The 13,987-nt window shown below is 71.5% G+C and carries 12 protein-coding genes; 5 read left to right on the plus strand and 7 right to left on the minus strand.

What is annotated here, in order from left to right:
* Positions 1-60 precede the first annotated feature (60 nt).
* Positions 61-2,451, minus strand: a complete 2,391-nt coding sequence (locus HCK04_RS27735) for a LuxR C-terminal-related transcriptional regulator (protein WP_260617423.1) — start codon at positions 2,449-2,451, stop codon at positions 61-63.
* Between the two features lie 108 nt (positions 2,452-2,559).
* Here HCK04_RS27735 and HCK04_RS27740 point away from each other — a divergent pair, with 108 nt between their 5' ends.
* Positions 2,560-3,207, plus strand: a complete 648-nt coding sequence (locus HCK04_RS27740) for a DUF1707 domain-containing protein (protein ID WP_260617424.1) — start codon at positions 2,560-2,562, stop codon at positions 3,205-3,207.
* Between the two features lie 4 nt (positions 3,208-3,211).
* Here HCK04_RS27740 and glpX read toward each other — a convergent pair whose 3' ends face one another.
* On the minus strand, positions 3,212-4,240 hold the full coding sequence (glpX, locus tag HCK04_RS27745; protein WP_142650338.1) for a class II fructose-bisphosphatase: 1,029 nt from the start codon (positions 4,238-4,240) through the stop codon (positions 3,212-3,214).
* Between the two features lie 146 nt (positions 4,241-4,386).
* On the opposite strand from glpX, the gene HCK04_RS27750 reads away from it, so the two are divergent.
* The gene (locus tag HCK04_RS27750) at positions 4,387-4,980 is read left to right on the plus strand and encodes a TetR/AcrR family transcriptional regulator (protein ID WP_142650339.1); all 594 of its coding nucleotides are present in this window, start codon (positions 4,387-4,389) and stop codon (positions 4,978-4,980) included.
* 46 nt (positions 4,981-5,026) lie between these two features.
* On the plus strand, positions 5,027-5,575 hold the full coding sequence (locus HCK04_RS27755; RefSeq protein ID WP_142650340.1) for a DUF4245 domain-containing protein: 549 nt from the start codon (positions 5,027-5,029) through the stop codon (positions 5,573-5,575).
* A 122-nt stretch (positions 5,576-5,697) separates the two neighbouring features.
* Here the strand turns inward: HCK04_RS27755 and HCK04_RS27760 are convergent, their stop codons facing one another.
* Positions 5,698-5,991 (minus strand): exodeoxyribonuclease VII small subunit, encoded by a 294-nt coding sequence (locus HCK04_RS27760; RefSeq protein WP_142650341.1) that lies wholly within the window; start codon positions 5,989-5,991, stop codon positions 5,698-5,700.
* A gap of 134 nt (positions 5,992-6,125) precedes the next feature.
* Between HCK04_RS27760 and asnB the strand changes: the two genes are divergently transcribed.
* A complete protein-coding gene (gene asnB / locus HCK04_RS27765) occupies positions 6,126-7,967 on the plus strand; it encodes an asparagine synthase (glutamine-hydrolyzing) (RefSeq protein WP_142650342.1) in 1,842 nt (613 codons plus the stop codon).
* A 146-nt stretch (positions 7,968-8,113) separates the two neighbouring features.
* On the opposite strand, the gene xseA is transcribed toward asnB, so the two are convergent.
* Entirely contained in the window at positions 8,114-9,319 is a 1,206-nt protein-coding gene (gene xseA / locus HCK04_RS27770) for an exodeoxyribonuclease VII large subunit (protein ID WP_142650343.1), read from the minus strand.
* 314 nt (positions 9,320-9,633) lie between these two features.
* A complete protein-coding gene (locus tag HCK04_RS27775) occupies positions 9,634-10,989 on the minus strand; it encodes a hypothetical protein (protein WP_168066312.1) in 1,356 nt (451 codons plus the stop codon).
* An 89-nt stretch (positions 10,990-11,078) separates the two neighbouring features.
* Between HCK04_RS27775 and HCK04_RS27780 the strand changes: the two genes are divergently transcribed.
* A complete protein-coding gene (locus HCK04_RS27780; protein ID WP_142650345.1) occupies positions 11,079-12,044 on the plus strand; it encodes a 4-hydroxy-3-methylbut-2-enyl diphosphate reductase in 966 nt (321 codons plus the stop codon).
* A gap of 24 nt (positions 12,045-12,068) precedes the next feature.
* On the opposite strand, the gene HCK04_RS27785 is transcribed toward HCK04_RS27780, so the two are convergent.
* The gene (locus tag HCK04_RS27785) at positions 12,069-12,569 is read right to left on the minus strand and encodes a DUF6542 domain-containing protein (protein WP_142650346.1); all 501 of its coding nucleotides are present in this window, start codon (positions 12,567-12,569) and stop codon (positions 12,069-12,071) included.
* 10 nt (positions 12,570-12,579) lie between these two features.
* Positions 12,580-13,902 carry a DNA recombination protein RmuC gene (locus HCK04_RS27790; protein WP_205830786.1) on the minus strand — a complete coding sequence of 441 codons (1,323 nt, stop codon included), beginning with the start codon at positions 13,900-13,902 and terminating at the stop codon, positions 12,580-12,582.
* Positions 13,903-13,987 lie beyond the last annotated feature (85 nt).

Below are 13,987 nucleotides of genomic sequence, written 5' to 3' on the forward strand. Positions count from 1 at the left end.
GGGGTTCAAGTTTCGGCCAGCGTAGGAGCCGCCACCCGCCCGGTCAATGGGGTGCGCCGGTCAGGACCTGCCGCCCGCCCTGCGTGCGGCCATCCAGGCGGCGATCTGGGCCCGGGAGGCGAAGCCGAGTTTGTCGAGGATGTGCTCGACGTGGCCCTCCACGGTGCGCTGCGAGATGACGAGGGAGCAGGCGATCTCCTTGTTGCTCTGCCCCTGGGCGATCAGCTCGGCGATCTCCTGCTCACGCCGGGTGAGCGGGGACGGCTCGGCCGCCGGCGCCGCGGCCGCGGGGTGTTCGGGCGGGGTGGGCTCGGCCTCCGCGACCGTCTCGTCCACGCGCGCGGGCTCACGCTCGGCCCGGTCGCCGATCGCCTCCTCGATCGCCTCGTGCATCGTCAGCCGCTGCCCCCTGCGGGTCTCGCGGCTCAGGGCCCGGTCGCCCAGGCGCGTACGGAGATCGTCCAGGCACCGCCCGTGGAACTCGGTGAACCGCTTGTCGCGGCACGGCGTCATGCCCACGGAACGGCCGATCTCCTCCGCGGCCGCGAGCAGCCGGGCCGCGAGAGCGTGCCGGCCCTCGCCGGCCTGCACCCAGGCGATGACCTCCATGCTCATCGCGATGTTCAGCCGGTCGCCCAGGTCGCGGGTGAGAAGGAGGGCTTCGCGTGCCATCGCCAGCGCTCGGGCGTTCTCCCCTGCCTGCCACAGGTCGATGGCGAAGATCGTGTACACCCAGGCCCGGCCGGTGCGCTCGCCGTGGGCCTCGGTCAGCGCGAGAGCGCGCTCGAACAGCTCCGTGGCACGGGCATGGTCGCCGAGGTAGCCGACATCGGCCGCGAACGTGATGAGGGCGGTCAGCAGGCCGCTCAGGGTTCCGACGGCCTCCTCCTCCGCGACCGCCCGTTCGAGCAGCCGGTTCGCCTTCGCGTAGTCGCCTGAGTAGTGCTCCGTCATTCCGGCCATCAGGGACGTGTGGGCGAGCACTTCCGGGTCGCCCAGGCCCTCGGCGAGCGCCCGGCTCTCGGCCAGCAGCCGCCGGCCCCTGTCGATGTCCCCCTGGATGAGCACCAGTTCCGTGTCGGCGCACAGCGCCAGCGCCCGCAGGACGGTGGGCTCGGGCGCCGCCCACAGCATGCGGTCCAGCCAGTGACGGCCCTCGTTGTAAAAGGCGTTGGCCAGCCAGCAGGGGTCGTTCAGGCAGAGGGCCATCCGCAGCCCGGTCTCCGCCTCGCCGGGCTCCTGCAGGCAGAAGTCCATCGCCGTGCGCAGGTTCGCGTGCTCCAGGTTCAGCCGCCTGAGCCAGGAGGACTGGTCGGGGCCGAACCACTCGGCGGCCGCCTGCCGCGCCAGCAGGAAATAGTGGTCCCGGTGCCGCCGCTGGAGCGCCCGGCGCTCCGCGGGCCCGCCGAGCCGCATGCGGCCGAACTCGCGCAGGGTGTCGAGCATGCGATAGCGGACCGTGCCTTCGTGCTCCTCACGCAGGAGCAGCGACTTGTCCAGCAGCGCGTCGAGCAGGTCGAGGACGTCGTCCCGTTCGATGCCGTCGCCGGCGCACACCGCCTCGACGGCGTCCAGGTCGAAGTGAGAGGGGAAGATCGACAGCCGGGTCCACAGCGTCCGCTCCGCCGCGGGCAGCAGCTGGAAGCTCCAGTCGACCAGCGCGTGCAGGGTCTGCTGACGTGGCACGGCCGCACTGCTGCCTCCGGTGAGCAGGCGATAGCGGTCGCGCAGGCGCTCGACGAGCGCGTTCACCGACAGGGCCCGCAGCCGCACCGCGGCGAGCTCGATGGCCAGGGGGATGCCGTCGAGCTGGCGGCACAGCTCGGCGACGGCCGCCTGGTTGTCCTCGGTGACGGCGAATCCGGGCAGGACTGCCGCCGCCCGTTCCGTCAGCAGGCTGATCCCGTCGTACAACTCCAGTGATCTGCGGTTGAGCGGCCGGTCCGGCTCGGGGACGGGCAGCGGCGAGACCTTCATCCGATGCTCGCCTGTGATGCCGAGCGACTGCCTGCTCGTCGCGAGGATGCGCAACTCGGGGGCCGCCCGCAGGAGCCGGTCGGCGAGCACGGCGCAGGCGTCACGCAGGTGTTCGCAGTTGTCCAGCACGAGCAGGGTCCGCTGCGAGGAGAGCACCCGCTCCAGCGCGTCCAGCGGGCAGTCCGCGGTCTCGTCCCGCACGCCCATGGTCGCCGCCACGGTCTCCGCCACGAGCGCGGGATCGGTGACGGTGCTGAGGTCCACCAGCCAGACGCTGTCGAACGCGCGGCGCTGCTCGGCGGCGGCCCGCAGGGCCAGCCGGGTCTTGCCCACGCCGCCCACGCCCGTGAGGGTCACCAGGCGCGACACCGAAAGCAGCCGCCTGATCTCGGCCAGCTCATGCCTTCGGCCGACGAAACTCGTCAGGTCGGCTGGAAGGTTGCCGACCTGCCGTGTCACCGCCCCCGCGACCACGCTCCTCACGCTAAGTGGCCATGAAGTCCCCGGTCAATTCCGGGAGGGCGATGCCGGGCGTAGCGCCGCATGGTGACCGTCGTACGCGGACCGCTTACTCTCGAAGATGTGAGCAGCAGCGAGTCCTCAGCCGTGAAGTGGATCTCCGCGTTCCTCGCGCAGCGCACTCCGGACACGCCCGACCCCTCCCTGCTGCGGGCCTCGGACGCCGACCGGGAGCGGATCGTCGAGGTGCTCACGGACGCCGTCACCGACGGGCGGCTCACGCCGCTGGAGCACGAGGAACGCATCGAGCGTGTCTGGGCCGCCAGGACCCTCGGCGAGCTGGCCGAGCTGACCGTCGACCTGCTGCCGCCCGAGAGCCAGCCGTTCCGGATGGACAGCCGCCCGGTCACCGCCTTCTTCCGTACGGAGACCCGCGGCGGCCGGTGGGTCGTGCCCTCCCAGGTGCCGGTGACGTCCCTCGGCGGCACGGTCACGATGGACCTGTGCGAGGCGCTGCTCCAGTCGCGGCACGTGGTGGTGCAGCTCGCCGTCATGGCCGGCACCGTCAACCTGACGGTGCCCGAGGGCGTGCGGATCGTGACCGCCCCGGACGCCCGCGTCCGGTCGTTCAGGAACGAGGTGCGGCTCCCGCCGGGCGCGACCGACTTCGCGCCGGACGCGCCCGTGATCGAGCTCGCGGGGTTCGTCTTCGGCGGCAGGGTCGTCGCCCGCTCGCCGAAGCGCCCCCGCCGCCGCCTGTTCGGCAGTTGAGGTCCTATACGGCGGTGTCGAAGTTGATGGCGCTGTAGGCGCCGAGCTTCCAGAGCTGGTGCTCGCTTTCGATCTTGCGGATCGTGCCCGACCGTCCCCGCATGACGAGGGAGTGCGTCACCGCCGCGCCGCCCTGGAACCGCACGCCGTGCATCAGCTCGCCGTCCGTGATGCCGGTCGCGGCGAAGAACACGTCGTCGGAGCGTACGAGGTCGTCGGTGGTGAGCACCTGATCGAGGTCGAGCCCGGCGTCGAGGGCCTTGAGGCGCTCCTCCTCGTCGCGGGGCCACAGCTTGCCCTGGATGACGCCGCCCATGCACTTGAGCGCGCAGGCCGCGACGATGCCCTCGGGCGTGCCGCCGATGCCGAGCATCAGGTCGACGCCGGTGCCGTTGCGCGCCGCCATGATCGCGCCGGCGACGTCGCCGTCGGTGATGAAGCGGATCCGGGCACCGGTCTCCCTGATCTCCTTGACGATCCGCTCGTGCCGGGGCCGGTCGAGGACCACCACGGTGACGTCGGACGGCTTGGCGCCCTTGGCCCGGGCCACGGCCCGGATGTTGTCGGCCACCGGGGCGTTGATGTCCACGTGCTCGGCCGCCTGCGGGCCCGTGACGAGCTTCTCCATGTAGAAGACCGCCGACGGGTCGTACATCGAGCCGCGCTCGCTGACCGCGATCACGGAGATCGCGTTGTTCATGCCGAGCGCGCACAGCCGGGTGCCGTCGATCGGGTCCACGGCGACGTCGCACTCGGGGCCGGTCCCGTCGCCGACCTCCTCGCCGTTGAACAGCATCGGGGCGTTGTCCTTCTCGCCCTCCCCGATCACGACGACGCCCTTCATCGAGACCGTGTTGATCAGCTGGCGCATGGCGTTCACCGCGGCGCCGTCCGCTCCGTTCTTGTCGCCGCGTCCCACCCAGCGCGCGGCGGCCATGGCAGCGGCCTCGGTCACCCTGACCAGTTCCAGGGCCAGGTTGCGGTCGGGTGCGCGTTCCCCCGTCGCGAGAGCGGCCGGTACGTGATCAGCCATTTGTCCCCTTTTAGGTAGGTGCCGTTCCAGCGATCGTAGTTCGCGAACCGGTTCTTGTCCGATTGGTCTGAACCTGTTGGGCCAGGTAGGAGGCCATTTGCGGGCGCGGCCCCCCGGAACGCACGGGCCGGGGATATCGTCGCCGCATGAGCGGCGACACCGAACGACCAGTGACGATGCGCACGTCGGAGCGCGGCGCGGCGACCCGGGTAGCTCTCCTGGACGCCGCGAAGGAGACGTTCATCACGAGCGGCTTCGCCGAGGCGGGCGTCACCGACGTCGTGGCCAGGGCAGGCGCCAGCGTCGGCAGCCTCTATCACCACTTCTCCGGCAAGGCCGACCTCTACCTGACGCTGTTCGAGGAGTTCCAGAAGCGGCAGACCCAGCGCACCCGGCAGGCCGTGCAGGAGGCGCGGGCGGCCGGGGAGACCGACCCCATGCCCCAGTTCCTCGCCGCCGCCCGGGCCTACCTGGAGGGCTGCCTCGAAGAGCGCGATCTCGCCGCGCTCTTCCTCCGCGGCGACGCCCCGCCCGGGTTCGAGGTGATCATGCGCGACCGCCTCCGGCAGTGGGCCAGGCGCACCGCCGCGCTGTTCGAGCACGAGGACGCCCTGGTCGTCGTCGTCACCGGCGCCCTGGCGGCCGTCGTGCAGGAGGTCACCCTGTCCGAAGACCCGCAACACGCCCGGAGGATCGCCGAGGACGCTCTTCGCATCATCGGCGAAATTCGGCACCCCTGACGGCCGGTACGGCCACCGCCCACCCCACCGACTAGTCTCGCCTTACGTGGGACGATTCACCCAGGGCATCTACGGCTACGCGTTCGCGCTCCTCGTCTGCCTCGCCGCGGTCGGAGCGTTCCTGCTCGTCACGCCGCAGAGCCGCACCGAGCACATCCCCCGGGTGGACTTCTCGATCGACCGGGTCAACGCGGCGCGCGCGGCGTCGTACGAGGTCGTCGCCCCGAGCCAGGTGCTGCCCGACTGGGTGCCCAACAGCACGTCGCTGACCGACAAGAACGGCGTCGTGACGTGGCGGCTGGGGTTCGCGACCGCCAAGCGGCAGCACGCCATGCTCGCCCAGAGCGACGAGAGGCCGTCCGCGGACTTCGTGAACCGCATGGCCAACACCGACAAGCCCGGCGGGAGCCGGCAGATCGACGGCGCGACCTGGGAGGAGCGGTTCCGCCAGGACAAGAACCAGCGGTCGCTGGTGCGGGTCTTCCCCGATCACGCCGTGGTCGTCACCGGGACGGCCGATTGGGACGAGCTGACCGCCCTCGCCCGGACCCTCGCCCCGCAGCCCAAGCCCTCTCCCGTGCCGTCGTCGGGCTGAGCCCGGGTCTCTTCTGCCGTCACGCCGGGGGAGTGCAGCCGTGCACGATGACCTCGGCGTGCCCGACGGCCGTCTCCGCCGGCCACTCGGCGGCTCGCCGCCCTCTGGGAGGTCTGGGACGGTCAGAAGGGGGCCTCCTCGGGGCCGTTCGGCTGGGGCTCCTGGCGCTGGGCCATCGCGGCGGCCAGTTTGGCGCGGGCGCCCTGCAGCCACTCCTCGCAGATCGCCGCCAGCCGCTCTCCCCGCTCCCACAGCTCGATCGACTGCTCCAGCGTGAGCCCCCCGGTCTCCAGGCGGCGCACCACCTCGGTCAGCTCCTCGCGGGCCTGCTCGTACGACGGGGTCGCATTGTCAGACGCGGTCGCCTTGCCCGACGCGGTCCGCTTGTCCGGCGGGGTCTGCTTGTCCTCAGCCACGTCCCCACCTTAGAGGCCGGCACCGACACTCCGCGGCCTCTTAGGTCTGTCCGTTTTGGGCATAAAACATAGACATTGTCTGTTAGTTAGAAGGACTAACCACTTTCGAGGGCGATGATCGGGGGGTCATCCTCATGTGTGGAATCAGCGGCTGGGTGGACTTCGGACGCGACCTTCGTCGCGAGCGGGAGACCGTGCAGGCCATGACGGACACGATGGCGTGCCGGGGGCCCGACGCCGAAGGGATGTGGCTCGCTCCGCATGCCGCGTTCGGCCACCGGCGGCTGGCCATCATCGACATCGAGGGCGGGCGCCAGCCCATGATCGCCGACGCCGGCGGCGAGGTCCTGGCCGCGCTCACCTACAGCGGCGAGGCCTACAACTTCAGGGAGCTGCGGGCCGAGCTCATCCAGCGTGGGCACCGCTTCCGCACCCAGAGCGACACCGAGGTCGTCCTGGAGGCGTACCTCGAATGGGGCGAGGACTTCGCCTCCCGGCTCAACGGCATGTACGCCTTCGCCATCTGGGACGTCCGCAGCGAGGAACTGCTGCTCGTGCGCGACCGCATGGGGATCAAGCCCCTGTACTACTACCCGATGCCTCACGGGGTGCTGTTCGGCTCCGAGCCCAAGGCCATCCTGGCCAACCCGCTCGCCGAACGAGTGGTCGACGCCGACGGCCTGCGCGAGATCCTGTCCTTCGTCAAGACGCCCGAGTGCGCCGTCTTCCGGGGGATGTACGAGGTGCGGCCCGGCCAGGTGGTGAAGGTGCGCCGCGAGGGCCTGAGCAAGCGCCGCTACTGGCGGCTGGAGGGGCGTGAGCACACCGACGACCTGCAGACGACCATCAGGACCGTGCGGGAGCTGCTCGAAGACATCATCGAGCGGCAGCTCATCTCCGACGTGCCGCTGTGCACGCTGCTGTCCGGCGGGCTCGACTCGAGCGCGGTCACCGCGCTCGCGGCCCGCGCGCTGGCCGGGAAGGGCGCGGTGCGGTCGTTCTCCGTCGACTTCGCCGGCTACAGCGAGAACTTCCAGGCCGACGACATGCGCGACACCCCGGACACTCCGTACGTCCACGACGTCGTGCGGCACGTCGGCTCCGATCACACCGACATCGTGCTCGACTCGGCCGACCTCATGGACCCCGCCGTACGCGCGGCCGTCCTGCGGGCACGGGACCTCCCGCTGGGCATCGGCGACATGGACACCTCGCTCTACCTGCTCTTCAAGGCGATCAGGAAGCACTCGACGGTGGCGCTGTCGGGGGAGTCCGCCGACGAGGTGTTCGGCGGCTACCGGTGGTTCCACGATCCCGAGGCGGTCGACTCCGGCACCTTCCCGTGGCTCGCCATGCAGGGCCCGACGGGGCTGGCCACCCTGGGCGAGTTCCTGAACGAGGACCTGCTCGGCAAGCTCGACCTCCCGGCCTACCGCGCCGACAGCTACCAGCGGGCGCTGGCCGAGGTGCCCCGGGTGCCGGGGGAGACCGGGCTGCAGAAGCGGATGCGCGAGGTCAGCTATCTGCACCTGACCCGGTTCGTGCAGATCCTGCTCGACCGCAAGGACCGCATGAGCATGGCCGTCGGCCTGGAGGTCCGGGTGCCGTTCTGCGACCACCGCCTGGTCGAGTACGTCTTCAACGCCCCCTGGTCCATGAAGACCTTCGACGGGCATGAGAAGAGCCTCCTGCGCGCCGCGACGGCCGACCTGTTGCCCCGCTCGGTGGTCGAGCGCCGCAAGGTGCCCTACCCCTCCACGCAGGACCCGGCGTACGAGCGCGCGCTGCGTGCCGAGGTGGCCCGCGTGCTCGACGGCGACCCGCCGATCAAGGGCCTGGTGGACGCGGCGAAGGTGCGCGGGATCCTCGACCAGCCCGTGGGCGCGGTCAGCCTGCAGGGCGCCCGGACCTCGCTGGAGGGCATCCTGCAGATCAACGCCTGGCTCGAGGCATACAACGTGCGTCTCATGATCTGATGAGACCTGGCCTGATCTGGCCCGACCTGACGCGATCCGGCCCGACCTGACGCGATCCGGCCCGACCTGGCCTGATCTGGCCCGACCTGACGCGATCCGGCCCGACCCGGCCCGAGCGCCCGGGGCTCCGGCTGCGCGTCCCCGGATCACGCGTCCTGGGCGGTCACCGTCACCCGGTCGTCCGAGAAGCGGATCGTGAGCTCGTCGCCGGGCTTCACGTCCGAGGCCAGGCGGACGACCTCTCCGGAAGGACGCTGCGCGATGGCATAACCCCGTTCCAGAGTGGCGGCGGGGGACAGAGCCACCAGCCTGGCCCTGAGATGTTCCAGCGAGTCGGCCGAGCGGTCCAGGGACGAGGAAAGGCAGCGCCGTGACCGCTCGCGCAGCGCGTCGACCTGCTCGGCACGCCGGTCGAGCTCGCGGACGGGATCGGCGAGCGACGGCCGCGACCGCACGGACTCGAGCCAGGAGATCTCGCGCTCGACCCAGCCCCGCAGCACCCGGCGGCCCCGGTCTCTGAGCTGGTGGACGAGCGTGAGCTGCTCGCCCACGTCGGGCACGACCTTCTTGGCCGCGTCCGTCGGGGTCGAGGCGCGCACGTCGGCGACCAGATCGAGCAGCGGGCTGTCCTGCTCGTGTCCGATCGCGCTCACCACCGGCGTACGGCAGGCCGCGACGGCCCGCACCAGCGACTCGTCGGAGAACGGCAGCAGGTCTTCCAGGGAGCCGCCGCCTCTGGCGATGATGATCACATCGACCTCGTGGTCGGCGTCGAGCCTGCGCAGCGCCTCGGTCACCTCGCCCACGGCGTACGACCCCTGGACGGCGACCTGCTCGACCTTGAACCGGACGGCGGGCCAGCGGCGGCGGGCGTTCTCCAGCACGTCACGCTCGGCGGCCGAGTCGCGCCCGCAGATGAGCCCGACGGTGCCCGGCAGGAACGGCAGCCGCCTCTTCCTGTCGACGTTGAACAGGCCCTCGCCCGCCAGCACCTGGCGGAGCCGTTCGAGCCGGGCCAGCAGCTCGCCGATGCCGACCGGGCGGATCTCCAGGGCCGTGAACGCGAACGAGCCCTTGTTGACCCAGAAGTCCGGCTTGACGTGCATCACGACGCGTGCGCCGTCGACGGGACGCGGCACGCTGGCCTCGTACACGCCCCGGGCGCAGGTGATCCGCGCCGAGACGTTGGCCACGGGATCGCGCAGCGTCATGAAGACGGTGCCGCCCCGGGCGGTCAGCTCGGTGATCTGCCCTTCGACCCAGACGGTGCCCAGCTTGCCGATCCACTGGGCGACCATCTGCAGCACCGACCTGATCGGCAGCGGCGCCTCAGGAGACGTATTCGCGCTCAAGTGCCCTCCTCGCCTGGACCGGCTCGCACCTGCAGGCTAGCCGCACCCGCCGACATTTCCCGGGCGACCGGCGGATGGCGCCGTACGGCGTGGACCGTCCGGGCGTGGGCCGAGGGGGCGTGGGCCGGTCGGGCAGGCACTTGAGCGCGCTCGCCATAAGGCCATGCACATAGAGCCACGCATGAGCCCGCCCGGGTCTGGGCCGGGGGCGTGGGCCGGTCGGGCGGGTACTGGAGGGCGCTCGCCATAAGGCCATGCACATAGAGCCACGCATGAGCCCGCCCGGGTGTGGGCCGGGCGGGCGCGGTCCGGGATCAGGACTCGGACTGGAGCTTGGCCAGCCGGTTCTGGAACATCCGGACCACTTCGGGGCGGTTCAGGTGCGCCTGCTCGTAGTCCAGCAGCGCCTGCACCTGCTCGGCCGACCTGCCGCGCATCCGGGCCCGCAGCGACGCCACGGAGAGGTTCGCGTAGCCCGGCAGCGGCTCCGCCGCCTCGGCGGTCGTCTCGACGGTCGTCTTCACTGCCGCCGGCTGCTCCACGGGCTGCGCGGGCTGCTCGGTGGACTGCGCGGGCTGCGCAGCCGGCTCGGCCGCTGCGGCGGCGGGCTTCTTGCGCGTCCTGGTGGCCTTCGGCGCGGCGGCCGCGCTCTTGGCGCTCTTGGTGCCGCTCTCGGCGCTGCTCTCGGCGGCCTCTGCGGCTCCGGTGGCTTCGGGGGTTTCGGCGGCGGTGGCCTTGCGGCGGGTGCGCGGCTTCTTCGGGGCGGCAGCGGCGGCGGGCGCGGCCTCCTCCTGGGTTCCCGCCGTCGCCGAGGTCGCGGTGGCCTCAGTGGTTTCGGCGGTTGCGGGGGTTTCCGCCGTTTCGGCGGCGGCCTTGCGACGAGTGCGCGGCTTCTTCGGCGCGGCGGGCGCGGCCGGGGCGGCCTCGGCCTCCGGCTCGGTCGCGACGGGCTCTGCAGGCTTGACGGCCTCCCCGGCCTCCCCGGCCTCAACAGCCTGGGCGGTCTCGGCGGCAGGTGCCCCGGTAGCGGCGGGTGCCTCGACGGGGGCGGTCTCCGCGACCGGCGCCTGGGCAGGGGTGGTCGTGGCGGCCTGCGTCTCGGCGGGCGCGGCCTCGGTCGCAGCGGACGCCGCAGCGGGAGACTCGGCAGGGGCGGCGTCCGTGGCAGGGGTTCCGGCAGGTGCCTCGGCAGGGGCGGTCTCCGCGACCGGCGTCTCGGCAGCAGCCTCGGCAGGAGCCTCAGTGGGGGCGCTCCCTGCGGCAGATGCCTGGGCGGGGGCCGTCTCCGTGGCCGGTGTGGCCGGTGCCTCGGCCGTCACCGCGTCGGTCTTGCCGGCCTCGGCCTTCTCGGCCTCCGCAACCTTTTCGGTCTTCTCGGCCTTCTCGGTCTTGCTCGGGCGGGGCGCGAAGATGACGGGCTCCCGGCGCGCGGGCCGTTCCCCGGCGGCCTGCTCGGTGCCCTCCTCGGTCCTTACTGCTCCGTTTCGCGCTGCCTCGGCGCGTGCCCCCTCGGGCGTCTCTGCGGTCTCGCGGCGCTCGCCGTCCTGCGCCTCGCCACCGGCGAAGCGCTCCTTGAGAGTGGACTTGATCTTGTCGCCGGCCAGCAACGCCTGTCCGACCCCATTCAGAGCGGTCTGAAGAACGGTCGTTATTGCTCTAAGGACGGACATTTCGGCTCCCGGGGAGATGCGTATCTGGTACACCCAGTCTTGCAAGACCAGGGTCAAGAGGTGGCTCGCGTTCCACATAGCATAGGAACATGGACGTGCAGACCTCAGCGACCCGCCGTGTCCTGGTCGCCAAGCCCCGCGGTTACTGCGCGGGCGTCGACCGAGCGGTGCAAGCGGTCGAGCGGGCGCTGGAGCAGTATGGCGCGCCCATCTACGTACGCAAGCAGATCGTGCACAACACCCACGTCGTGAAGACGCTGGAGAAGCGCGGCGCCGTCTTCGTGGAGGAGACCGAGGAGGTCCCCGAGGGGGCCATCGTCGTCTTCTCCGCCCACGGCGTCGCGCCCGCCGTGCACGAGGAGGCCGCGAGCCGCCGGCTGCGGACCATCGACGCGACGTGCCCTCTGGTGACCAAGGTGCACAACGAGGCCAAGAGGTTCGCGGCCAAGGACTACGACATCCTGCTCATCGGGCACGAGGGGCACGAGGAGGTCGAGGGCACCGCCGGCGAGGCGCCCGAGCACGTCCAGCTCGTCGACGGGCTCGACGGCGTCGAGAGCGTGTCCGTACGCGACCCGGAGAAGGTGGTCTGGCTCTCCCAGACGACCCTCTCGGTGGACGAGACCACCGAGACGGTCGCGCGGCTGCGGACACGGTTCCCCAACCTCATCGACCCGCCGAGCGACGACATCTGCTACGCCACCTCCAACAGGCAGACCGCGGTCAAGCAGATCGCCGCCGAGTCGGACCTGGTCATCGTCGTCGGCTCGGCCAACTCCTCCAACTCCAAGCGGCTGGTCGAGGTCGCCAAGGACTACGGCGCCGCCGCGTCCTACCTGGTCGACGACGCCTCGTTCGTACGGGACGAGTGGCTGGAGGGCGTGCGTACGGTCGGCCTGACCAGCGGCGCCTCCGTCCCGGAGGACCTTGTGCAGGGCGTGCTCGCCAAGCTGGCCGACCACGGCTTCACCGACGTCGAGGAGGTCGAGTCGGTGCAGGAGAGCATGCGGTTCGCCCTGCCCCACGAGCTGCGCAGGGATCTTCGCGCGGTCTAGCAGCGGTTCAGCAACGATCCGCGTTCACTCGTCGGCGGCCCTGCCGTACACCCGGGGCTCGAAGTAACCCTCAGGCTCCGGGTCGAACGTGTGGGCCCGGCCACGGCGTGAACGGAAGCGGGACGCCGACGTCGGCTCGGGCGCGGGCGCGCCGCGCAACTCCCGCACATTGTCGGGCAGGCCGCGCACCCACGCGATGCCCAGCGCCAGCGCGGACCCGAGGAACAGCCACGGCGCGCCGGACGACAGCGCGGTGAACATCCCGAGCCCGAACGTCGGAAGCGTCGATGCGGAGCCGAGCGCCCGCACGAGCTCCACCAGCAGCGCCGCGGCGAAGAAGACCAGCGGAGGCGTCACCACCAGCGGCAGCAGGTCGCGGGGACGCACCAACAGGACCGCCGCCAGGCACCCGGCCACGAACGCGGGTCCGGGCAGGAACGGCATGCCCACCAAAGTGATCACGAAGAGCATGACGATCGCCCCCCGAGCGGTCAGCCGCAGCCCCGCTCGACCGGTGCCTGTCATCGGGCCCCCCTTACGACAAGTCTCGCGTCAATTTACCGTTCTGACGATGCGGGGGAGGGGGGCTTACCCGCTCTTCACCTTCGAGTTCGGGGATGGCGACCGGCCGGGGGACCTCCTCGACCGCCGACGGGGCGTCGAGCGCGTAGTCCACGAGACCGAGGTCGTTCATCCTCCGCGCGCTGACCAGCACGCGGCTCTCCAGCGAGCCGACCGTCTGGTTGTACGCGGTGACCGCTCGCGTGAGCGCCTTGCCGAGGTTGTCCACGTGCCGTCCGAGGCCGCCGAGCCGCTCGTACAGTTCCTTGCCCAAATCGAAGACGGCCTTGGCGTTCTCGCTGACCGCCGTCTGCTGCCAGGCGTACTGCGCGGTGCGGAGCATCGTGACGAGCGTCGTGGGCGTGGCGATGTGGACGCGCCGGCGCATCGCATACTCAAGCAACCCCGGGTCGCGCTCCAGAGCCGGCGCGAGGAACGCCTCGCCGGGGATGAACAGGACCACGAACTCCGGCGACGGGTTGAACGCCTGCCAGTAGGACTTGGCCGCTAACCGGTCGACGTGCTCGCGTACGTGCCGCGCGTGGGCGTCCAGCCGGGCCGAGGCGAACGCGGGATCGGCGGCCTCGGCCGCCTCCAGGTAGGCGGCGAGCGAGACCTTCGCGTCCACGACGATGTTCTTGCCGCCGCTGAGCCGTACGACCATGTCGGGCCGGACCACGCCGTCACGGGTGACGGCGCTCACCTGCTCGTCGAAGTCGCAGAAGCGGGCCATCCCGGCGATCTCCGCGACCCGGCGCAGTTGGAGCTCTCCCCACCGCCCCCGGGCCTCCGGCCGCTGGAGCGCCCGCACCAGCGCGTCCGTCTGGGCCTTGAGCCGATCGGAGCTCTCCCGTACGAACTCCATCTGCTTGCTCAGCTCGGCGCGGGCGGCGCGGGCGCCCGACTCGCTCTCCCTGAGCTGGCTCTCCACCTTGGCGAGCGTCTCCCGCAGCGGCGCGACCAGGTTCTCGACCGCCTGCCTGCGCTGGTCGAGATCCCCGGCCGCCTCGGCCCTGGTGGTGTTGAGCCGGTTCTCGGCGAGTTCGAGGAAACGCAGGTTGGCCACGTCGAGGGCGTGCGCGGAGAGGGCCTGGAACCGCTCGGTGAGCTGGTTCTCCATGTAGGACACCTTGTCCTCGGCCGCCCGCGTCCGGGCCTCGGCCTCGGCCACCCTTGCGGCCGCCTGGGCGGTCCGGCCCGCGGCCCGCATCCCGGCCAGGGCCGCGCCGACCACCACCCCGATCACCAGTCCCAGTGCGAGCGCCACGACATCCACGGTCTGGATGATTTCAGGCATTGGCGTCCCAAACAGGGAGGCGCGCCTGCGGGCGGGCCGAGCCGGACCACGAGGCCGTCGATGTCAGGCGCACCCCCCGAGACCC

This window comes from Microbispora sp. CL1-1 (assembly GCF_012034195.1).
Taxonomy (GTDB): Bacteria; Actinomycetota; Actinomycetes; order Streptosporangiales; family Streptosporangiaceae; genus Microbispora.

What these genes read in the sequence shown, in the direction of transcription:
- glpX (WP_142650338.1), bottom strand. Translation starts at nt 4,240, where the DNA reads ATGGCTGATCACGTACCGGCCGCTCTCGCGACGGGGGAACGCGCACCC.
- HCK04_RS27750 (WP_142650339.1), top strand. Translation starts at nt 4,387, where the DNA reads ATGAGCGGCGACACCGAACGACCAGTGACGATGCGCACGTCGGAGCGC.
- asnB (WP_142650342.1), top strand. Translation starts at nt 6,126, where the DNA reads ATGTGTGGAATCAGCGGCTGGGTGGACTTCGGACGCGACCTTCGTCGC.
- HCK04_RS27775 (WP_168066312.1), bottom strand. Translation starts at nt 10,989, where the DNA reads ATGTCCGTCCTTAGAGCAATAACGACCGTTCTTCAGACCGCTCTGAAT.
- HCK04_RS27780 (WP_142650345.1), top strand. Translation starts at nt 11,079, where the DNA reads ATGGACGTGCAGACCTCAGCGACCCGCCGTGTCCTGGTCGCCAAGCCC.
- HCK04_RS27785 (WP_142650346.1), bottom strand. Translation starts at nt 12,569, where the DNA reads ATGACAGGCACCGGTCGAGCGGGGCTGCGGCTGACCGCTCGGGGGGCG.
- HCK04_RS27790 (WP_205830786.1), bottom strand. Translation starts at nt 13,902, where the DNA reads ATGCCTGAAATCATCCAGACCGTGGATGTCGTGGCGCTCGCACTGGGA.